Origin of the sequence: Sedimentibacter saalensis, assembly GCF_007830175.1 — a bacterium.
In the GTDB taxonomy this organism is placed as follows: Bacteria; Bacillota; Clostridia; order Tissierellales; family Sedimentibacteraceae; genus Sedimentibacter; species Sedimentibacter saalensis.
The window spans coordinates 94924-116274 of record NZ_VLKH01000001.1; the positions used below are offsets into that span (position 1 = coordinate 94924).

Sequence of the window (21351 nt, forward strand, 5' to 3'; positions counted from 1 at the left end):
TTATGAACATTACAATTATAGGATGCTGGGGCGGTTTCCCCAAAGCAGGCGAAGCAACATCCGGTTACATGGTGGAGCATGACGGCTTCAAGCTGCTTCTTGAGTGCGGCAGCGGAGTTGTGAGCCTCATGCAGCAAAAATATGATCTAGGGGAAATTGATGCAGTCATATTGACCCACTATCACTACGACCACATGTGCGACATTGGACCACTTCAATATGCGAGGCAGATTAAGACACAGCTTGGACAAATAAACAAATCTCTTCCCATATATGCACCAAGGGGAGAATTTTTCAACCTGCTGAAGTGGGAAGATTACACATACGGCCAGGATTTTGATGATAAAAGTATTTTAACCATAGGACCCTTTGAAATAAGCTTCATTAAAAATGTCCATCCTGTTGAAGCTTACAGCATACGAATAAAATGCAGTGACAAAGTGTTTTCATTCACTTCAGACACAGCATACTTTGAAGGTTTAGAGAGTTTCTTTGACAAATCTGACATTCTCATAAGCGAATGCAGTTTTTATTCCCACATGGACGGTACGAAGGCAGGGCATCTGAACAGCTCACAGGCAGGAATGCTTGCTAAAAACGCACATGTTAAAAAGCTTGTTCTCACTCACCTTCCCCACTTCGGAAATCTAGAAGACCTTGTAAAACAAGCAAAAGAACAATACACTGGAGAAATAGTCTTAGCAGAAAAATTCATGGAAATTACAATATAAAAGTTTCCGGCAGAAATGCCGGAAACTTATTTTTGATTACAAATTAACTTTTTGATCGTGTCATTCTGAGGGCAAAGCCCGAAGAATCTCATCTTTTAAACTAGTAGATCCTTCGCTAACGCTCAGGATGACAAAGTCGAGCTATTATTTCTACTCTTCATTCTTAATTAAATAAATGTAATGTCTCCACACTTTGACCCACTGGTCCAGATTGTACATTTTTCTTACTTCTTCATCGCTGTTTGCAGCCGGGTCGTTTACTACTATGTATTCTGTTCCGCATACATTTTGAAAACCAACAACAACCATGAGATGTCCTGATGGAAATGCGGATATGGCTCCGTCAAGCTGCTCCTTGTTTTTTGAAACAACAGAAGCCACAACGGGTATTCCTTTTGCTATGAGGTTTTTAACTGGATTAATGCTTTTGCATTTTTTTGTGTATGCTCTCATACCCTGTTCTCCGGCATATGCTGTGTTTTGAGGCCAGTTTCCGTATAGTTCGCTTCCTGTGTCAAATGTTCCCTTTGTAACTTCATCAAGGCTTAAATTTTTACCGTGGAATTTTAAAGTCATGGTAAGAGAAGTAGGGCTGCATATTGAGTGGCTGTCCTTGTGACAGCTGGCAAGCTGAGAAATTGTGGGTACGTTTTCAATTATTCTATAGCAGTTACCTTCAAGTTCCTCATCTTCACCGGAATCAGTGCTGAATGCAATGAGTTTAAGTTTCGGATTTTTTCCTGTAAGCACTGCTTTCATTCTTACTGCATCGGCTAATTTATTATCTTTTATAAAAATTCTGTCTTCTGTAACTCTTATGAGCTCATGGTTTCCGTGTTCCTTGATTCCTTTGTTAAATCCATCCGTAGACCAAACTCCGTAGCTTACGAAATCCGTCCACTGGTTTTCAACTCTTACTTGTATGAATACTTCAACAAAACTATTTTCGTCAGTTCTTGAATTCCATGATGGAGTAATCTCAGAGAATTTTTCTGTTTCGATTATGGGAGTCACAAGAAACCCTTCATCCATGTCTTTCTTTAATCTTAAAAAATCCCCTTCCAACTCTAAACCAGTAAGTTCATTGTTGCTTAATTTTTTATTTTCACATATCCAATCCATAATTATCCTCCTCCATATCCAATATATCATTTTTATGAAATTAATACAATTATAATCCTTGAAATTGTTACTTTGTCATATTATAATAAACTACCATAAGATTAAAATAGGATGTGAAAATATGATAGCCATTAAGGGCAGACGCAAATGCAACAGCTGCGGAAAAAGATACAATTACATATATTCCAAGGGCTCAGATACAGAAAAAGTAATATACAAGGGCAAAGATGCAAATGCCAGCGTTGCCACAAATGTAAAAGTTCTGTCAATATACAGCTATGAAGTCACTGTAAATTGTCCGGAATGCGGAGCTGAAGAAACGTTCATTTATACAGATTAAAATAAATGAGGCTGAAACATTTCATGTCATCCTGAGCTATAGCGAAGGATCTCATAATTCAAAAGATGAGATTCTGCAGTTTCGCACACAAATTTATATGTTCACTTCGCTCACATAAATTTGGTGCTCATTGCGAGTGACCTACCGCTATTTTTCATAAAAAACTGAAAAATAGGGTTAGGGCATCTTTCGGCTAAAGCCCTCAGAATGACACGATGCAACAGCCCTTTTTTTATTGGCAGATTAAATTCATTTTACAGCAAGACATTATCATCATCAAATTCTTTTTTCTTTACACTGTTAAACTTCTTAAGAACATCCTGTACAGTCAGTTCCTTTCTCTCGTCTCCTTTTATGTCAACTGCAATTGTTCCAGAGTCCATCATTATGGTCCTTGTTCCCATTGCCAGAGCAGAAGTAATGTTGTGAGTTATCATAAGGGTTGTGATGTTGTTTTCAGATACTATTTTATTTGTCAAATCAATGACTGATTTTGCGCTTACAGGGTCAAGTGCTGCCGTATGCTCATCCAATAGAAGCAACTTTGGTTTCACAAGAGTTGCCATCACCAGTGTTACTGCCTGCCTTTGTCCGCCTGAAAGAAGACCAATCTTTGTGTTCATTCTGTCTTCCAGTCCAAGGTTCAGTGCTGCCAGGCGTTCTTTAATATAATTCTTTTCTTTTTTTGAAGGAATTCCAAGCATGTTTTTCTTGATACTCCTCATGTATGCAATTATAAGATTTTCTCCTACTGTTAAATGAGGAGCGGTTCCTCTCATGGGATCCTGAAATATTCTTCCTATAAATTCTGCTCTTTTAAATTCTGCCATATGTGTTATGTCCTGTCCGTCAAGACTTATTGTTCCTGATTCGCACAGCAATGTTCCTGATATGGCATTGAATAACGTTGACTTTCCTGCTCCGTTTCCTCCAATTATGGTTACAAATTCACCGTCTGAAACTTCAAGGCTCAAGTTGTTCAAAGCTATGTGTTCATCAGGCGTATTTTTGTTGAATATTTTTGTTGCTTCATTAATGTTCAGCATTACTTTCTCCCCTTTCTCAGCTTGTTCATTTCAATTTTTCTTTTTACATTGGGCAAAGAAAGTGCCGTTACAACCACCAATGATGATATTAACTTAAGATATGACGGAGGGAAGCTTGTTGTAAGTATCAGTGCAATAATGAATCTGTATATCACTGAACCGATTATTACCGAAAGAAGTCCTGCAGTGATGTTTTTGTTTTTTATTATGACGCTTCCTATTATTATAGAGGCAAAACTTATTACAACCATTCCAGAACCCATGTTGATGTCTGCAGACTGCTGCATTTGGGCAACAAGAGCTCCCGACAGGGCAACTATGGCATTTGACAATGAAAATCCAACCATCTTAATGAAATCCGTGTCTATGGAAGATGCTCTGCACATGTCTTCATTGTCGCCGGTTGCTCTTATGGACAATCCAAGCTGCGTCCTGAAAAACCAGTTTAGCATTGCGAAAACTGTCCCAATGATTATTAATAAAGCCAGGATTTTGTACATTTTAGTGTTGAACATGTATTCAGCATATGTGAAAATATTTGTCTTGTTCAACAATGGTATGTTGGCCTTGCCGTCCATAACCATGAGGTTTATGGAATACAGTCCTGTCATTGTAAGTATGCCTGAAAGTATTGGCTGTATACCCATCTTTGTCTGCAGTGTGGCAGTTACCATTCCTGCCAGACCTCCGCAAAGTACAGCCAGTGCAATTCCTGCAACAGGCATGCCGCTGTAAGCAAACATTGCAGATACAGCCGCACCAAGGACAAAACTTCCGTCCACAGTAAGATCAGCAACATTCAATATTCTAAATGATATATATGTTCCGAATGCAAGCAATGAATAAACTAAACCCAGTTCAATTGCTCCTATAATAGATACTAAATTCAACTTCTTCCTCCGATGTAATTATTCTACTGTCTCAAAATTCTCAAACATTTTGTCTGTAATTTCTGCACCGAGACTTTTAGCCGTTGTGATATTCATTATTTTTTTGTATTCCTTAAGTGTCTCAACAGGAATTTCTGAAATTTCCTGACCGTCGATTATTCTCTTAACCATGTCTGCCACTTGTTTTCCAAGAACTGTGTAATCAACTCCCACTGTTGCATATCCGCCGTCTGCAACCATTGAATCAGCCCCTGTGTAAACAGGTATTCCTGCATTTATGGCTTCTGCAGACAGTACAGGCATTGCTGAAGCAACGGTGTTGTCTGTAGGAGTGAATATTGCATCAACCTTTCCTGCAAGAGATTGGGCAGCTTGCTGAAGTTCGCTTGAATTTGTTATGGTTGTTTCCACATATTCAATTCCTTTCTCCTCAAGGTAGCTCTTTGCCTGCTCTATGGCTGCTGCTGAATTCACTTCACCTGAGTTGTATATGAATCCGAATGTCTTTATTTCAGGAGTCAGTTCAAATGCAAGGTCAAATATTTGCTTTATATCAATGGCGTCGCTGACTCCGGTAATGTTTCTTTCAGGCTTATTTAAATCTTTTACCAATCCAGCTTCAACAGGATAGCTTACAGCTGCAAACACTATGGGAATATCGCTTGTTGCCGCAGCGGCACTTTGAGCTGTTGATGTTGCTATAGGAACTATTACATCCATTTTTTCTCCAACGAACTGAGAAATTATTGTGTTTATGTTTGACGGATCTCCCTGGGCATCCTTGTATGTTATTTCTACCTTATCTTTCAGTCCCTGCTCTTCAAGCCCCAGTATGATAGATTCTCTTATTTGGTTTAAAGAAGGGTGTTCAACAGGCTGAATTATGCCAATTTTTATTTTTTCATTTGATGTTTCACTTGGTGCCTGGACTGTTTCGCCTTTTGCTGCGCAGCCTGTCAATACTGTTGTCAATATAAGTGCTGCTAATGTTATTGCTGATATGATTTTTTTCATTTTCATTTTGTCCTCCATTTTGTCTTTATTATTCTATAATTTTAAAATCTTTTATTGTTTCCTGATCAAGTTCCAAGCCAAGGGCTTTTGCTGTTGTCATGTTGATTATGTTTGAATACTGGTTTATTACTTCAACATGATTGTCAGCTATTGACTGACCTTCCAGAATTCTAACAGCCATGTCTCCCACTTGTCTTCCAAGAACTTTGTAATCTATGCCAACTGTTGCAAAACCTCCGTCAATGACCATTGAATCTGCACCGGTGTAAACAGGAATTCCTGCCTTTATTGCTTCTGCTGAAAGTACCGGCATTGCTGAAGCTATGGTGTTGTCATTAGGTACAAATATTGCATCAACCTTTCCCATCAGCGACTGTGCTGCCTGAAGAAGATCACTTGAATTTGTTATAGTTGCTTCGACATATTTAAGTCCGTTTTCGTCGCAGTATGCTTTAGCTCTTTCGGTGCTGGCAACTGCATTTACTTCGCTGGTGTTGTAAATGAAGCCGTATGTCTTGACTTTTGGAGTCAGTTTCTGAGACAGTTTGAATATGTCTTCTATGGCAATTGCATTTGAAACGCCTGTGATGTTTTTATCTGTAACATTCATGTCTTCCACAAGACCGGCCTTGACCGGATAGCTCACTGCTGCAAACACTATTGGGATGTTTTTTGTTGCTGCTGCCGCTGACTGAGCTGCTCCTGTAGCTATGGGAATTATCATGTCCACTTCATCCCCAACAAACTGGGATATTATTGTGTTAACATTAGCCGGGTCCCCCTGGGCATCCTTGTATATTATTTCAATGTTTTCTCCGATGTCTGATTCTTCAAGGCCTTTGATTGCATATTCTCTTATTTCATCAAGGGATGGATGATTTACTGCCTGAACAATTCCAACTCTTAATTTTTCTGTTTTAGCAGTTTCTGTTACCGCTGCTTGGTTATTTGTTTCTGTCTTTGTTTCTGCACTTTCTGCTTTTGTGCTGCAGCCTGTAAATAAAGTTGTTATCATTGCTGCTGAGATTAATAATGCCATTAATTTTTTCATATTTTTCTCCTGGAATTTTATTTACAAAAACAAAAAACCTGTCCTATGAAAAGGACAGGTTATTCCTGCGGTACCACCTTAATTGACTGAAAATTCAATCCAACTTAACAAAAATGCCATCACATTTTCTGCTTTGTAACGTAAGCTCACGTTTCAGATACTTGAGTACTACCTCTTTCACCTCACCCTCAGCGATCCACTTGCCATACTGCGTTCTGCCGGGTTCTCATCATCCCCTGCTCTCTGTGAGTGCACATATGGTTTAATCTTCGCTTCAACGGTTTTGTTTTTGTATTTTTTAGAAGTTTATCACGACTTCAAATTCTTGTCAACAGTATTTTATAATTTTTTATTATTCACATAGCCAAGAAGTACATCCTTTTTGTTTTCAAGTTCATCATCCATAACTTTTTCAATCATTTCATCTAATAGTTTCCCAACTCCCGGACCCTTTGGAATTCCAGCGGCTATGAGGTCAGTTCCTTTAACTTCGAGCGTGTTCAGGCTGTAGCACTGATTTTGACGAACAATTGTGTCCATTAGTTCTTCTGCTTTTCTTAGGTATTTTTTTTCAGCCTCAGGATATTTTAAACTTGCGTCCTTCAAATGGATGAGCAGTTTCATATTGTCATATCCCATTTTATTGAGCCATCTTTTTATGGCTGGAATTTCCGGAACAATTTCTCCATCCATGTTTAATGTCAGCAGCTTTACCTTTTTTATTGTGTCATTGTCGCTTTTCATTCGCCTTAAAATTAGTTCTGCATCCATTCCATAGAACAGCAATGATAATTTTATTATTATGTTGTCCACAAGGGAAGCTGAATTTAATCTTTCTGTCCACAATTCATCCCTTAATTCAGAAATTTCAGGAATGAACACTTCAACCACATCCTTGTATTCAGACAGTATTTCACTGCATTTTATTCCATTTAACAATTTCATAAACTCGTTGTTTATTCTTTCAAATGATATGTTTTGGAGAAGATTTTTGTTTTTATGTATGCTTTTTCTTGTGTCTTCCTCAACATTAAAACCAAGAACCGCTGCAAAGCGCATGGCTCTTAAAATTCTGAGCCCGTCCTCCTGAAATCTTTCATCCGGAACACCCACACATTTTACAATCTTGTTTTTTATGTCCTCTATTCCTCCAAACAAGTCTACAATGCCTTCCTTGTTGTAGGCAAGAGAATTCATTGTAAAGTCCCTTCTCTTTAAATCCATTGATACCTTGTCTGTGAATGTAACCTCATCTGGCCTTCTGTTGTCGCTGTACTTTCCGTCAATGCGGTATGTTGTAATCTCAAGGTGCATTTTATTTATTATAACTGTTACGGTGCCGTGCTTGAGACCTGTGTTTATGGTTCTGTAATTTTTAAAACAACTGCTTATTTCTTCAGGCAAAGCCGAAGTTGTTATGTCCCAGTCGGAAGGAACGCTTCCCAATATAGCATCCCTTACGCAGCCACCCACCACATATGCTTCATGGCCGCAGGATTTTAGAATATTAAGAGCCTTTTCGGCTTCTTCTGGCATTTTAATTTCAATATCCATGGTTCCTCCCTTTGCTTTTTACTATATTATAACCAAAAATAAGATTAAAGCAAACAAAAATAACGCATACGCGTTCTTAGGTTATGACAAAGTTATTTAATTAATTAATATTTGTAATTGTCGATGAACTTGAAATCATATTTTGTAGGGGAGGACCTCGTGTCCTCCCGCAACCCCGGGCGGACACAAGATCCGCCCCTACGTTTTGTATAAATTAGGTTGTCAATAATCTGAAGAACCCATTAGCGTTCATGCTATTATTTTGCTGAATTGCAGCTTTCACACGTACCATGGGACTCTTCCCACAATTCATCAGCAACTCTTTCCCAATTATGGGCTGCCGTCTTGCATTTTGAGCTTAAATCCCTGACATTTTCTGGATTTTGCAGGTCAGTTGACTTTGCCCCCGATTTTTCTACCATGTCTGTGAGCCTTCCCGGATTGTCCAGCAATGGGCAGGGCCTCAGGTGATTTCTATTGAATGGCTGGTTTTTCTTGTACTGCATAAACAAAGGATTTTTGTATGCCTGAAGCAATGTGCTTTCATGAATGTTTGTGTCAGAGTAGTGAATGAATGCACATGGCTCCACATCTCCGTTTGCGTTGATGTGCAGGTAGCATCTTCCTCCGGCTATGCACCCGTTAATATATTCTCCGTCATTCCAGAAATCAAGAGTGAACAACGGCTTTGTCTTTCTGAACTCTCTTATCTGGTGGTACATGAACTCACGCTGAGAAGCGGTTGCAAGAAGTTCAGTGACAGCGTCCTTCCCTACAGGCATGTAAGTGAAGAACCATGCAAACTTAGCTCCTTTTTCTATCATGTCGTCAAAATACTCTTCGCTGCCTATGACATCTGTATTTTTGCTTGTATAGCAGCATGAAATTCCAAATGGAAGCTTATTTTCCTTTAAAATTTCCATTGCTTTTGTAATTGCCTTATAAGTTCCTTTGCCGCGCCTGAAGTCTGTTTCTTCTTCAAAACCTTCAACACTTATTGCTGGAATGAAGTTTTTTACCCTGAGCATTTCATCGGCAAACTCCTGGTCAATCAATGTGGAATTTGTAAATGCCAGGAATGTGCAGTCGCTGTGTTTTTCGCATAGACTTATGATGTCTTTCTTTCTCACCAGCGGCTCTCCGCCTGAATAAATATACATGTACGTTCCTAATTTTTTTCCCTGCTTTATTATGCTGTCAAGTGTTTCAAAATCCATGTTCAGTTTGTCACCGTATTCAGCAGCCCAGCATCCTGTGCAGTGAAGATTACAGGATGACGTAGGATCCATTAGTATTGCCCATGGAATATTGCAGTTATTTTCTTCTCTTGATTTTTTCTGACGTCTTCCTCCGATTATGGTTGCATTGATTATGAAATTTTCAAATAATGTCTTCCTCACTTCCGAATCAATGTCTGTATACAAACTCTTAACCAAACCATACCAGTTGCTGTGTGTATCTTCGAGCACTGTTTTTACGGAAGAAATCTGCCTTTCTGCTGTTTTTTCCTTATCAAATTTCTCCACCCAGTCCAGAACTTTAGGAATATTGTTGTCAGGATCTTCATCCAGATAATCAAGAACTTTTTTCATCCCATAAATTTTGAGATTTTCAACCATGCTCATTTCACTCATATATATGCCCCCTAATTTATTATATTAATATTATATTATCGTCTTTAAAAACTATCATTAGACAAAACAATCATGTGTCTTAAAATACGACACATCTATAAAATTGTCTTATTTTTTGACATTTTTAAAATTTGTCTATATTGCACAAATTAAAAAGGATATATGATTAAAATAAAAAGGTAAAAAGATATGGATAATTACGAACTGACTTACGCTGTAATCAAGACTGCTGTTGAAAACGGCATAAGATACATACAGGACAATCCAAAACGTGGAGTAAGAAATTTGCTGGATCTTGGTGAATACTTTGCAAGGGGCAGATTTCAGAAGGATTTCTTCGAACTTGCCCACGGCATATTAAAAAACGAAGACAGTTATTATTATGACATCATAGAAAGTCTGATTAAAAACACAAAACATAAATCAATTGTCGATTTCGGAATTAACATCGGCTTCAACAGCATGACATACGGTGCAAACATAATCAGAGAAAATGAAAAAAAATTCGGATACAACATTCCATGGGTTATAGTGTTCGACTTTGAAAAAAGTAATGATGATCACATTTCAGTACATGAAGCAGACAGATTGATTCAAGAGGGAAAAAAAACAGGAATTTACAGCTACATGATTATGTTAGGAAAAAACATCGAAATGTTTGATGAAATGTATGCTGCAATTGAAAAGAACCGTGACTGTGCAATTGTGATTTTTATAGACCCCTGTATAATTGACGAAGAAACAGCAAAAAAATTAAGCAATCTTTCAAATATTTGCATAAACGTGATTATTGAAGATGACTGCACTCTTGCTGTTGAAAAAACAAACATACTTAAAAAATACAAGTGCTTTTACGGTGGATATATGTATTACAATGACAACAACGCTTCTGACATAATGAACGGTGTTGTTTCAAATAAACTGCTGTCTGCAAGCATGAACTTTGCCGTACTTGTCAAAGATCAGGAATGCAGCGATGAAACTTCTATAAAAGTTTATGAATACATCTACAATTCAAGAACCAGGACGAACCATCCTGTATGCCTAATGGATTTTTACGGTGACATTGCCAGAATAGACAGCATTATATCCGAAGAATCATTTTTCCTGAGCATAGATTCAAGTGGTCAGGCGACTGCTTCATCACTTTACGGTGCAAAGTCTTACTTAAACATCACTGAATCATCTCTTGCAGATGTACTTAAAAACATACAGATTATCAATCATTGATATACGCTGCAACTCCTTCTATGGCTGTTTTTATGAGCTCAACAAACTTCTCAGGAGGAATTGCTGCTCCTTCTGTGAGCCATCTGGATATGGAAACACGAATTGCATCTGCATAAAAAGTAGCATAAAAATCTACATTTTTGTTGTTTTTGAATACATTGTTCAACTGCACTGTAAGAATAGGATGCAATACTTCAATAAAATACTCAGAAAACGAATTTTGTCCTGTAACCTGAAATGCATTTTTGTAAAACGCCTTATTTTCATAAAAAAATTCACATATTTTCTCTACAATTTCCCAGGAATGCAGAGGCACATCTTTGATGGTGACAATAAACTCCGTGTAATAAATCCAATTTACCAGGTCATATTTGTCTTTAAAATGATAATAAAAACTTTGCCTGTTCATGTTGCATCCTTCCACTATGTCTCCTATGTTGATTTTTTTCATTGGGCGCTCTTCCATAAGGTTTTTCATGGATTCAGCCAGTGCTCGTTTTGTAATTTGAGAATCAGACATAATATCATTCCTTTCTGGGAAATAGCCGGACATTAATTACATCTATTTTATCATTGTTTTTGAAATTTTTAAAGGAAAAATTAGGTACAAAAAAAGCCAATCAATTAGCTTTATACTAATATGATTGGCTTAATAATTTTACTTCAATCCCATTTTCTGTCTTTTGCTGATTATGTGTTTTTCTATATCTGCTGCTGCCTGACGAGGATCATCTCCCAGTGCAACCTTTCCTCCGGTCAGCCCTTCAACATCTTCTGTAAGAAGTTTCACAAGATTTGGAGCACCTGTTATGAAAGGTGTAGGAGACAAATGTGTGTATGCACCGTAAGCAACTGCAAACAATCCATCTATTGTAGCTTTTTGCTCCATCCACTCAGGAGCAGTAACTGCTATTGGAAGATCTGAAATGTCAGCATCAAGAAAATCTGCCAGAGCTGTTACAAGCATTGATATTCTTCCTGTGTCCGTGCATGTTCCAAAGCTTAAAACAGGAGGAATTCCAAGAGCCTTGCAGATACCCTTTAATCCTTCACCAGCCATTTCAGCGGCGTCAAGATTACACATGCCTGCCACTTCAAGACCATGATTTCCGCAGCCTCCTGCTACAACCAGTATGTCTCTCTTGATGAGTTCTTTTGTAATGTTTACTGTGTTCCAGTCCTGTGGACCGTTTCTTAATGTTGAACAGTTAGCCAATGCAACAACACCTTTTATTTGTCCTTTTACAATGACGTCAACCAGTACATTCAAGTCATTTCCGATTGCCTTTAAAACTGCTTCAGTTGAAAAACCTGCTATGGCTTTCATTTTGTGCTGAGGAACCATAGGTTTGATTTTTCCGTGTCTTTTTCTGAAGTTGTCAATTGCAATGTTTATGCAGTTTTCTGCCATTTCTTCTGCTTTTGCAGGATAGTAAGGCATCTTGTGTTCTGCTCCCGGTACTCCTATTATTGTGCTGACGCTCACAAGAGCTACCTGGTATTTCTCGGCGTACTGATCGATTGCAGGAGGAGAACAGTTTTCTTCCATTACAAGGGCATCAACTGTTCCTGTTGCAAGAAACGGTTCAATTGCAAGCCAGTTTCCCATGAGTCCCACAAAGACATCATCAACAGGAAATCTTTGAAGCATTTCCTGACCTGTTTCAATTGAGCCTACAATGTGTATGCCCTTTGCTCCGGCTTTTCTTGCCCTTTCCTGATATTCAGGCATCTTAGCTTTTTGAAGAGCTGCAACTCCCACCCAAGGCTGATGACCGTTAAATGCAATATTTACATAGTCAGGATCCATTATTCCCAAATCCACATCAACTTCGTGAGGCATTGGAGTTCCGAATAAAATATCCTGCGTCATTTCAAGCCCTATTTGTGCTGTGTAAATGGTTGACAGCCCCAGTCGCAGAGCCTTTTTAGCCAGTGACACATAATCACCGTCAACATTTGTCAGACAGCTTGCAATGCAGTTTTCCACATCATGCTGCACTCCTGTGGGGTAAATGTTTAAATCTCTCCACAGCTGCTTTCTTTTTTTAGGTGCAAATGCTTCAACCATTATGCTCTCGCAGTCCGGATTAACCTTCATTTCCCTGTCAAGAAGTTCTGCAAGTTCAACAGCCATTTTGTTGATGTCCTGGCTTGTGTTGATTCCTGTTTTTTCACACATCCATTTCAATTTATCCGCATCGGTGATTTTAAAAGTTGTTTTTCCTTCACCTGTTGCCTTCAAAGTCCTGAAAGCCTCGAAAGCGTGGTGACCATAAGTTGCAGCACCCATTATGTTTCTCATGAGAAGATTTCTCATTGCCATTGCATCAGGATCAATTCCGCAAACTCCTTTTATAGCTCCAGTTTTTTCGCTTATTCTGCAGGGACCCTGGGTACAAAGCTGACAGCTTAACCCCTGCAGACAGAAAGTACAGCGGATTTTTTCCTGCTCATCCCACCTGGAAAAAACGCTTGAAAGCCCGTCTTCCTTGATTCTTATGAGCATTTCCTCCACAGAGTCGTGGTAACTAACCCTGTTTTTTGGTTTTTCTAACATTGTTTCAGACATATTTTCCTCCATTTTGTATTTATTGTTTAGGATGACCACATGCAAAAATAAAATACTTCCAAAGTTGCTTTTGAACTTAATTTTTGTTGCTGCAAAACATATTGCCATCCCAATAAAAAAATACCCGCCAATAATCTGACCGGTAGCGTTGATGTTTTAATTTGGAAGAATAATATATCAATTATTCAAGCTATAAATGTCAGAAAATTCAATTTCAATCATGTCAATTTTGTTCACTGCTGAAGAATAAACAAGATCTACTTCATTTTCTGCAATTTTAACAGGAAGTTCCACAATAAATGTGCTTCCTTTTCCTAATTCACTTTCAACAAATATGTGCCCGTTGTGAAGTTCCACAAATTCCTTTACAAGAGGCAGACCGATGCCGCTCCCCTCAACTTTCCTGGAAATGGATTTATCAGCCTGGTAGTATCTTTCAAATATGCAGTCAATATGCTTGCTGTCAATCCCTATACCATCATCGCTTACCTTTATTTCAACTGCATCTTCTTTGTTATGAATGCTAACAAAAATTGTACTTTTAATTTTTGAAAATTTAATTGAGTTTGAAATCAAATTCAGCACTATTCGCTCAATTTTATCAGCATCGCATGCCATTGTCCTTTCCTCAACATCTGTGTAAAACTCTATTCGTATACCTTTTGATTTAAAGTGTTCAGAAACCGTCAATGTTATATTTTTTACTATATCAACTATATTTTCATTGTTTATGATAAAGTCCAGATAACCTGACCTGCATTTTGTCAAATCAGTTATGTTGTTTATAAGCCTTGTGAGCCTAAAGCAATTTTGTTTTATGATGTTGTTGTAAGTTATAAGCTTATTCCTATCTATAAATGAGCTGTTATTCAAATACATATCCATAATCTGATTTGCAGAATAAATCACACTCAGGGGAGTCTTGAGCTCATGAGATGCATTGGCAAATATTTCATCCTGAACCTTAAGGGATGTTTTCATCTCCTCCTGTTTGCTTATAAGCTTATCATTTATCACCTGTTCTGTAATATCACGTATGCATATTAAAGCCTTTGTAATGCTGCCATCATGATACACAGGGCTTCCGCTGAGACTCAAGTAATATGTGCAGTGTGAGTTTTGTAATGAATACCTGAAGCAGCTTAATTTATCTCCATTTAAAATTTTATTGGCAGGATGATTGTTAAAAGCAATATTATTTCCTTCAAAATCATACATGAGCAATTGTCCAGCCAATCCCAAGATATCATACTCCGATGCTGAACACTTTGCCACACTGTTAAGTGCTTCAATGCTGTAATCTTTATCAACCATGAACAAGCTATCCGACATATTTTCAATTATTGCCTCAAGATTTTGTTTTTGTTCTTCTACAATTTTTCTCCTGATAACATCATCTGTTACATCTGAAACAGTATAAACCACATACTTCACTACACCCGATACGGCAATAGGTACCAAAGAAACATTCCAGTAGACATCAGATTGTTCAAAGGCCTTAAATTCTTTTGCATAAAAAGGCATGCCTGTTTTAACAACATAAAAAAAGATTTCCTGATAATTACTTTCATCAAACATTTCGGATATTTCCCTCAGCCCTTTTCCGATGTAATCTCCAATGGTGCAGTAGGGAACATTTAAAATGTTCAAAAACTTTTCATTGGCCTGCAGTACAATACCGTCATAAGCGCTGTACACTACAACGCCTAACTGATTATCCTTCAGTGTTGAAATTACATATGGCAGTGATTCATAAACACTGGAGTTTTTCTTTTTATGGAAATAATAAATTCTTTCATTGTTAATCTCTTGTAATTTCCTGCTCACTACAACCTCAATGGGTTCTAACTCCTTTGTAAAAATGAACATACTTTTACGGAATAAATTATATCCGCTAGCGACCTGAGATTCTGTTCTCAGCATTTTGTTAATTTCATATGCTGTCTTTCCAAGAAGTTCACCTCTTGAATAACCTGTGAGCTTTTCAAATTCATGATTTACTCCTGATGCAATATTATCATTAAAACATAAAGATGGTTTTTGAATTCTTCTTTTAACTGTATAATTCATTATTGCATCTCCCCCTGCCGAATTGGGTCGCATTTCGACCAACTACTATATTATATATTATAATTCGACTTTGTGAATTAATAATTTATTATCAAATTTCGACAAAAAAAGACAGTGTAATGTCTCAGACTAATGACAAACCTAATTTCCCTTCGAATGATTTATTAATTCAATATATTGTTATCTTTGGGAGGACAGTATTCCTCACGTTACAGTTTGATTAGTAAATTTTCTGTTTTTATTGCAACATAAATGCGGGAGGACAGTAGTCCTCCCCTACAGATAGATCAGAGCATAATGTTGTGTTTTTTGAACCATGGTTTCGGGAGGACAGTAGTCCTCCCCTACGTGTAGTAATTCTGAATCATCGTTTCGTAGGGGCGGATCTTGTGTCCGCCCGGTTTATTAATTCAATATATTGTTATGTTTGGGAGAACAGTAGTCCTCCCCTGCAGATCGGATCAAAGCATAATGTTCCGTTTTTATGAACATAAATACGGGCAAATAAAAATTTATGATTTCAGAATTTGTTGACAATACGCTGCAGTCAAAATATAATGATACAATGGTTATGGTACCGATGTAGTACTATATAAATCTAAGATTTGTACATGCCTGATAATTAGTAAGGCTTGTTAATTATAAGAGGTGTCAAATGTCCGTTTATAAATCTAACTATTGTCCTCATTGCAATGAAATGATTGAAACAAAATTCAAGAAAAACACTATTAAGACCAACAGTAATAAAAATTTTGGAAATCCCCTAAGGGAATGTCCCTATTGTAAAAAAAGTTACTTGGATGACAGTGTACAGGAACCTGCACTTTTGTCACCGTCAAATCTTTTGCTTAAGGGGTTATCTTCTGCATTTTCAACTATAGCCTCTTCTGTGCTGCTATCAATCCTTCTGGGCAGCTATGTAGCCAGAATAATGTCTGGGAACATGAACATGGAAGTTGATGATGCTGCTGCCATTAAATTTATTGCTCCCTTGGCCATTGTAATCACTGCGGCTGCATTCAAAGTGATAAAACCAATGAATTTAAAAAGCGAAGTTTCGGAATCTTTAGAACGATTGAATGATCAGGAATATTTAAAAACACTGGTACGATTAAACAAAGATATTGTTCAGCCAGGTTCGGCGTATGATAAGATTAAGAGCAAAAAATAAGCGGGCGGACACAAGATCCGCCCCTACGAAACGGTGGTTTAGAAATTACTACAAATTTGAGATTACTACACGTAGGGGAGGACTACTGTCCTTGAATTAAAAATGGTTCTTATATAGCAAATCGTTCATTTGAATACTTTACTATATAAGAACCATTTATTTTTTATAAATCCAATGTTGGATAAATTATTTCAATCCATACTTCTGATGAATTTTCATCTCTTGAATAAATGTGACTGTTTATTGCTTCAACCATATCTTCATAATACCATGAGTCTGAAGTTAAATCAGGAAATACCTTTATGTTTTCTAATATATTATCCTTGTGTACATTTCTATTTAAAACATTATTTACAAGAGTTACAAATTCTGCTCTGGTTATATACTGATCAGGCTTGAAGCTTCCATCTGGATAGCCCTTTACCCACCCCTTTGCTGCAGCTGAATTTATATATTCAATGGCCCAGTGTTCATTAGTATCTGCGAAGCTGTTTTCTTCCAAAGGGCTTAATTTATCAAATCTTGATGCTACAGCAGCTAGTTCTGCTCTTGTAATAGGGCTTCCCGGTTTAAAACTTCCATCTGGATAACCTTCCAATATTTTTCCGTTACATAAAGAAGCAATATACTTAATTGACCATCTGTCATGACTTACATCAGAAAAGCTTTCATTTTCTAATAATATGCTTATTCTGTACACAGGATCAAGCAGTCTGTAAAATACTGCTGCAACTTCTTCTCTTGTTACTAATCCTTCAGGTCTTACTGTATTGTCAGGATAACCTTGAATATATTGGAAGTGATCCATCTTATTTAATTTATCTATTGGCACTAATGAATCTTCAATTATTACAACTTCTTCCTCATCATCATTTCCATGGTCACTATATGATTCCTTTAAATTTATATATATTGGCATGTATGCTGTCAGTGATTGCAATTCATTTCCTGCACCCAGATCCATATGGAGTGAATATTTTAAATCAGTAGTTTCACCTTTATTTAAACTGAACTTATCATTTGAAGCTAAGGAATATCCCATATATTCAGAATTATCTGATTCGTATAAAATATTTTCAAGACTTGTATAATCAACTATTGTTTTATTAAAGTCAAACAATACACCTTTTTCTATTTTCAACCTTACATTATGTAAAAATGAAGCTAACACTATGTTTTTTGGATAATTATTGCCTATAACCATGTCATTAATACCTATGGCCAGATTATCAACATCTATATTTTTAAATTGATTTTGAATTCTAATGACACCATTTATTCCGCCAACACCATTTTCAGCATCAATTAATGTGCTTGGATACAATTGACCATCAAAGAGATTTCCGTTTTGTGAAATGCTTCCATCACTGTTTATTGTAATCAGAACATTGGGATTGTTTTGGATAGTTGCAGAATAAGTGAGTTCCATCATATTACTGGTTAAAACTCCTCCTACTAAAACAATTACACAAATTCTCAATATTGTCATGAATAATTTATTTATGAATTTCAACTATTTCACTCCCTTTGATTTGATACTAATTATTAATTAAGCTGTGATTCAGTCTTAATTTGTTCTGTTATATTTTCAATAATTTTAATTTCTGTACCTTCATTATTTTCAACATGCGAATATTCTAAAACAAGCAAAAACACTTCATCATTGTCAGTTACATAGAATTTATTGATTTCCTTGTAGTTGTGGCTGTATTTATATAAAATAGATTTCCCTGCATCATCAGCTATCTTTACTAAATCATCTATAGACTTTACTGTTATTGTGTTTGTTAAATCAATGTCTGAGCATAAGGCAACTAATCTGTCCCCGTGCTTTTTAAATATTTTATATAACTCTTTTTCATGTTCATCTTTATCAGGTGCTATATTGGTGAAAAATATTAATACTATTAATAAAATTAATGAAGCAGCTAAAATAAGTCCAAAAATTATAACTAAATTCTTATTTACCGGCAGCTGAGCCTGAACAGTTTCTTCTATTACACCGGGTTTATCTACTTTACTGTTCCCTGACACCTCAAACATTGCAACATCTAACGGAACCACCAAACTTGTTGTTATGTTATCCTTTACAACACCTTTATCTGTAGAACCTGAAAGGTCAACAATCATCAGCAGCGATAAATTAGTCTGGCAGTTGATTTTTGTTGTCTCTTTTATTTCCTTAACAAATGCATTGTATTCATTTATATTAACCTTTACCTTTTCATTTATTGAAATTTTATTTTCATAAGAGTTAATCGTCCTGCCTGGTACAATAGGAAAATCCTTCTCCCAGACGTTTTTAATTTCCTCAGATTCAATTACAAACCCTTGTACTTTAGCAATAACGCTATAATTTGCTTTTATACTATCAGACATGTCACCTGCAAATTCATACTTTAATTTTGTATCTATATAATCAACAAATTCTGTAATATATAACTTCCCTTCTTCTAACACATCTTCACTATATAGTTTATTTGGCTTCAAATGCACTGAGTAATTAATAGCACCTTTGTTGATGTATGTATACAAAGCATTCTTTTGTTCTTGAAAGCCCGGATTGTATACTTCATTGCAAATGAAATATGAAAATAGTATTGTTGTTATTATGAATATAAAAATCAATGTTTTTCTTGTGTTTTTAGTGAGTCTTAATTTCATATTTCTATCCCCCAGGCCTTAAATAAAAATACGTATAAAACCAAGAGAGAGAGAAAATACTCCCCTTGGTTTATTAGAAATGAATTGGTTTACATTATTCTATTGAGGCTACTCTTGACCAACAATACCCGGAATTTCTCCGTCTCCGCCATAATTATCATAGCCGTTTGCATTAGGATCTGAAGCCCATTGTTCCCAGTCAAATGTGATTTTAAATCTAACTGCTTGTTTTTGGAATTCATTTCCGGCACTTGGGTCTAATTTGAATTTTATGCATCCATCTTCAGTACCATCTCCAAGAGCAAACCATCCGTTTGGTTCAATTACTAAATTGTTAGATTTTGTATTAGCAACTAATGCCTTAAGTGCTGCAGGAAGTTTATACCAAGGATCCTTATTCCATTCAACATGTTGCCAAGCATCCTGATCTCCGTCACCATCTATATCAGCCTTCCATGAAGTCTGAGCTCTCAATAAATTGAATAATTCTTGATTTCCGCTTAAGTATTCAACTTTTACATCTTTTAAAACTGCAGGAATGGATCCATTATTAACCATAGTCATATCAACCTGTACTACTCCGCCCGGATACATGTCACTGAACTCTACTATTGCTTCGTTGGCATTTAATTTTTCTGCCCTAACCAGATTTGTCCAGTCATACGAATGCCACATAGGATTATGTTGTTCATTTTGTTTTTCATTATCACCTGTTCTGGTAGTAATTTTGTCAATTGTCATATCAAAGTTACCTGTACTTACCTTTGTGGTCAAAAATACCTGATCTGACCAAATTGCATATCCTGCACCCATCATCATAATTGCAACTACCATTGTCAATGCAATTAATTTAGTTTTTTTCATTTTGCACTCTCCTTATAATTTGTTAACCTTTACGGTATAACTAAATTATATAGTTGTGCATAATTTCTTTCTACACGCTAAGGTATACTTTTATTTTGTATTTAAGTGCCATGTTTCTAAATCTTCATTACCATTGACTGCTACTTAAGTACCATTAAAATACTATTTCTTCTATGGGTATTTCCTTATCACTTTTTATTAAAAGAGTCAGCCATCCAACTTTAGGAACATTATATTTAATTGTTCCCTTAATATCCTGAGGATGGACTAATTCCACGTCAGCTCCTGAGTTGTTATCACCCTTGGTTTTATATACAAGTCCTTTATCATCTTTTTTAATTTCTATTATTCTGTGAGAAATTAAGACACCATCTCTTTGAAACTGTATTACATCATTTATTGAAAGTTTTTCTATGTCTTCCATGGCAGTTATTTTTTTTACTAAAATTACATCACCTGGTTTTATTTGCGGTTCCATGCTTCCGGTAATTATAACTGACGGATAAATGGGAAAAACTCCAACAGAAAACCATATAATCAATATGGAAACAACACTTGTTACAATCCAGCTGAGCAGATCTTCATCTTCATTATGATATTTCTTTTTTTCTTTAGAATGACTTGCATAGGAAGACTGCAATGACATTAAAAAGAAAACCGGGCACAGAATTCCTATCAGAGCTGAATTAATCCATTTCAAATTTGGAAGCACAGGTGACATCCAATGAAACAATTGAGTAATGCCAAGGTATATGATCGATGAAGCAGGTCCTCCTAAATAAACCAGGTATGAAGCAAGTAAATTATGTGAAAATTCAGGCGCAAAATATTCTGCTAAAAACATTACGGCACTTTCCAATCTATTCTGTGCAACATATTTATTTATTGAAAATGTTGTAACAGTCATACAAAAAGCAACAACAATAAAAATTAGGTAATTTTCTTTCTTAACAGCACTGTTGATAAGATAGTTTCTTATAAATTCTCTCCCGATCAAACATGATCCAACTGTTATAAAATTAATAAGAATGCCCTCTAGACTATGATTATATGGACTTTTCCCTAATCCATCAAAAAAACCGGCAAATAAATTTATAAGAATAAAAGCAATTCCATAAATAAAAGACCAAGTATAAATGAATTTTTTATGTCTTAGCTTTGCTTTTGATTTTATGCTTGGCAATCTCCAGACATAAAAAGATATGCCAACCCATAATAATGGCTCTATAATATTTGCAGCAATTGAACGGTATATATTTAATTTTGCTGAATAATTATCTAAAACATATATAATTATTACTGTTCCTATAACAAGACTACTATTTAAAACCGAAATTCTTGTAGGCAGATATTTGCCGGAAGATAACATGCTCGTCCTCTTTTTGTTATATAATATAT

18 protein-coding genes and 1 other annotated feature are annotated in these 21351 nt (G+C 36.3%); of the genes, 4 read left to right on the forward strand and 14 right to left on the reverse strand.

Annotated features, from left to right (window positions below):
* The first annotated feature begins 2 nt into the window (after positions 1-2).
* Positions 3-731 carry an MBL fold metallo-hydrolase gene (locus LY60_RS00430; RefSeq protein ID WP_145078459.1) on the forward strand — a complete coding sequence of 243 codons (729 nt, stop codon included), beginning with the start codon at positions 3-5 and terminating at the stop codon, positions 729-731.
* Positions 732-881: 150 nt separating this feature from the next.
* Here LY60_RS00430 and LY60_RS00435 read toward each other — a convergent pair whose 3' ends face one another.
* A complete protein-coding gene (locus LY60_RS00435; protein WP_170226055.1) occupies positions 882-1853 on the reverse strand; it encodes a C39 family peptidase in 972 nt (323 codons plus the stop codon).
* Between the two features lie 121 nt (positions 1854-1974).
* Here LY60_RS00435 and LY60_RS00440 point away from each other — a divergent pair, with 121 nt between their 5' ends.
* The gene (locus LY60_RS00440; protein ID WP_145078464.1) at positions 1975-2193 is read left to right on the forward strand and encodes a DUF572 domain-containing protein; all 219 of its coding nucleotides are present in this window, start codon (positions 1975-1977) and stop codon (positions 2191-2193) included.
* A 254-nt stretch (positions 2194-2447) separates the two neighbouring features.
* On the opposite strand, the gene LY60_RS00445 is transcribed toward LY60_RS00440, so the two are convergent.
* The 6 genes from LY60_RS00445 to LY60_RS00470 form a co-directional block, all read right to left on the reverse strand.
* Positions 2448-3239, reverse strand: a complete 792-nt coding sequence (locus tag LY60_RS00445) for an ABC transporter ATP-binding protein (RefSeq protein ID WP_145078467.1) — start codon at positions 3237-3239, stop codon at positions 2448-2450.
* A complete protein-coding gene (locus tag LY60_RS00450) occupies positions 3239-4129 on the reverse strand; it encodes an ABC transporter permease (protein ID WP_145078469.1) in 891 nt (296 codons plus the stop codon). Before LY60_RS00450 ends, LY60_RS00445 begins: the two co-directional genes overlap by 1 nt.
* 18 nt (positions 4130-4147) lie before the next feature.
* The gene (locus tag LY60_RS00455) at positions 4148-5149 is read right to left on the reverse strand and encodes an ABC transporter substrate-binding protein (protein ID WP_246145329.1); all 1002 of its coding nucleotides are present in this window, start codon (positions 5147-5149) and stop codon (positions 4148-4150) included.
* A gap of 22 nt (positions 5150-5171) precedes the next feature.
* On the reverse strand, positions 5172-6194 hold the full coding sequence (locus LY60_RS00460) for an ABC transporter substrate-binding protein (RefSeq protein WP_145078472.1): 1023 nt from the start codon (positions 6192-6194) through the stop codon (positions 5172-5174).
* A gap of 47 nt (positions 6195-6241) precedes the next feature.
* Positions 6242-6481 (reverse strand) — a binding site (T-box leader).
* Between the two features lie 52 nt (positions 6482-6533).
* The gene (locus LY60_RS00465; protein WP_145078475.1) at positions 6534-7748 is read right to left on the reverse strand and encodes a CCA tRNA nucleotidyltransferase; all 1215 of its coding nucleotides are present in this window, start codon (positions 7746-7748) and stop codon (positions 6534-6536) included.
* A 257-nt stretch (positions 7749-8005) separates the two neighbouring features.
* Positions 8006-9373, reverse strand: a complete 1368-nt coding sequence (locus LY60_RS00470; RefSeq protein WP_145079737.1) for a radical SAM/SPASM domain-containing protein — start codon at positions 9371-9373, stop codon at positions 8006-8008.
* A 198-nt stretch (positions 9374-9571) separates the two neighbouring features.
* On the opposite strand from LY60_RS00470, the gene LY60_RS00475 reads away from it, so the two are divergent.
* Positions 9572-10612, forward strand: coding sequence for a hypothetical protein (locus tag LY60_RS00475; RefSeq protein WP_145078478.1), 1041 nt, complete (start codon positions 9572-9574; stop codon positions 10610-10612).
* On the opposite strand, the gene LY60_RS00480 is transcribed toward LY60_RS00475, so the two are convergent.
* The 3 genes from LY60_RS00480 to LY60_RS00490 form a co-directional block, all read right to left on the reverse strand.
* A complete protein-coding gene (locus LY60_RS00480; protein ID WP_145078482.1) occupies positions 10602-11132 on the reverse strand; it encodes a TetR/AcrR family transcriptional regulator C-terminal domain-containing protein in 531 nt (176 codons plus the stop codon). The two genes, LY60_RS00475 and LY60_RS00480, sit on opposite strands and share 11 nt — an antisense overlap.
* A gap of 138 nt (positions 11133-11270) precedes the next feature.
* Entirely contained in the window at positions 11271-13184 is a 1914-nt protein-coding gene (gene cooS / locus LY60_RS00485) for an anaerobic carbon-monoxide dehydrogenase catalytic subunit (protein WP_145078485.1), read from the reverse strand.
* Positions 13185-13361: 177 nt separating this feature from the next.
* Complete coding sequence (locus tag LY60_RS00490) at positions 13362-15254, reverse strand: PAS domain-containing sensor histidine kinase (RefSeq protein ID WP_170226056.1); 1893 nt, start codon at positions 15252-15254, stop codon at positions 13362-13364.
* 655 nt (positions 15255-15909) lie between these two features.
* On the opposite strand from LY60_RS00490, the gene LY60_RS00495 reads away from it, so the two are divergent.
* Positions 15910-16425: a hypothetical protein gene (locus LY60_RS00495; protein WP_145078491.1), complete on the forward strand. Its 516-nt coding sequence runs from the start codon at positions 15910-15912 to the stop codon at positions 16423-16425.
* A gap of 163 nt (positions 16426-16588) precedes the next feature.
* On the opposite strand, the gene LY60_RS00500 is transcribed toward LY60_RS00495, so the two are convergent.
* From LY60_RS00500 to LY60_RS00515, 4 genes are all read right to left on the reverse strand, one after another.
* A complete protein-coding gene (locus LY60_RS00500; protein ID WP_212633431.1) occupies positions 16589-17938 on the reverse strand; it encodes an S-layer homology domain-containing protein in 1350 nt (449 codons plus the stop codon).
* Between the two features lie 32 nt (positions 17939-17970).
* The gene (locus LY60_RS00505; RefSeq protein ID WP_145078497.1) at positions 17971-19089 is read right to left on the reverse strand and encodes a DUF5305 family protein; all 1119 of its coding nucleotides are present in this window, start codon (positions 19087-19089) and stop codon (positions 17971-17973) included.
* A gap of 108 nt (positions 19090-19197) precedes the next feature.
* The gene (locus LY60_RS00510) at positions 19198-19953 is read right to left on the reverse strand and encodes a hypothetical protein (protein WP_145078500.1); all 756 of its coding nucleotides are present in this window, start codon (positions 19951-19953) and stop codon (positions 19198-19200) included.
* A 154-nt stretch (positions 19954-20107) separates the two neighbouring features.
* Positions 20108-21322, reverse strand: a complete 1215-nt coding sequence (locus tag LY60_RS00515; RefSeq protein WP_145078503.1) for a signal peptidase I — start codon at positions 21320-21322, stop codon at positions 20108-20110.
* Positions 21323-21351 lie beyond the last annotated feature (29 nt).

Excerpts from the sequence above, each read along its gene's own strand:
- LY60_RS00480 (WP_145078482.1), bottom strand. The coding sequence starts at position 11,132 with ATGTCTGATTCTCAAATTACAAAACGAGCACTGGCTGAATCCATGAAA.
- LY60_RS00490 (WP_170226056.1), bottom strand. The coding sequence starts at position 15,254 with ATGAATTATACAGTTAAAAGAAGAATTCAAAAACCATCTTTATGTTTT.
- LY60_RS00510 (WP_145078500.1), bottom strand. The coding sequence starts at position 19,953 with ATGAAAAAAACTAAATTAATTGCATTGACAATGGTAGTTGCAATTATG.
- LY60_RS00470 (WP_145079737.1), bottom strand. The coding sequence starts at position 9,373 with ATGAGCATGGTTGAAAATCTCAAAATTTATGGGATGAAAAAAGTTCTT.
- LY60_RS00465 (WP_145078475.1), bottom strand. The coding sequence starts at position 7,748 with ATGGATATTGAAATTAAAATGCCAGAAGAAGCCGAAAAGGCTCTTAAT.
- cooS (WP_145078485.1), bottom strand. The coding sequence starts at position 13,184 with ATGTCTGAAACAATGTTAGAAAAACCAAAAAACAGGGTTAGTTACCAC.
- LY60_RS00475 (WP_145078478.1), top strand. The coding sequence starts at position 9,572 with ATGGATAATTACGAACTGACTTACGCTGTAATCAAGACTGCTGTTGAA.
- LY60_RS00455 (WP_246145329.1), bottom strand. The coding sequence starts at position 5,149 with ATGAAAATGAAAAAAATCATATCAGCAATAACATTAGCAGCACTTATA.
- LY60_RS00460 (WP_145078472.1), bottom strand. The coding sequence starts at position 6,194 with ATGAAAAAATTAATGGCATTATTAATCTCAGCAGCAATGATAACAACT.
- LY60_RS00495 (WP_145078491.1), top strand. The coding sequence starts at position 15,910 with ATGTCCGTTTATAAATCTAACTATTGTCCTCATTGCAATGAAATGATT.
- LY60_RS00505 (WP_145078497.1), bottom strand. The coding sequence starts at position 19,089 with ATGAAATTAAGACTCACTAAAAACACAAGAAAAACATTGATTTTTATA.
- LY60_RS00445 (WP_145078467.1), bottom strand. The coding sequence starts at position 3,239 with ATGCTGAACATTAATGAAGCAACAAAAATATTCAACAAAAATACGCCT.
- LY60_RS00435 (WP_170226055.1), bottom strand. The coding sequence starts at position 1,853 with ATGGATTGGATATGTGAAAATAAAAAATTAAGCAACAATGAACTTACT.
- LY60_RS00515 (WP_145078503.1), bottom strand. The coding sequence starts at position 21,322 with ATGTTATCTTCCGGCAAATATCTGCCTACAAGAATTTCGGTTTTAAAT.
- LY60_RS00430 (WP_145078459.1), top strand. The coding sequence starts at position 3 with ATGAACATTACAATTATAGGATGCTGGGGCGGTTTCCCCAAAGCAGGC.
- LY60_RS00440 (WP_145078464.1), top strand. The coding sequence starts at position 1,975 with ATGATAGCCATTAAGGGCAGACGCAAATGCAACAGCTGCGGAAAAAGA.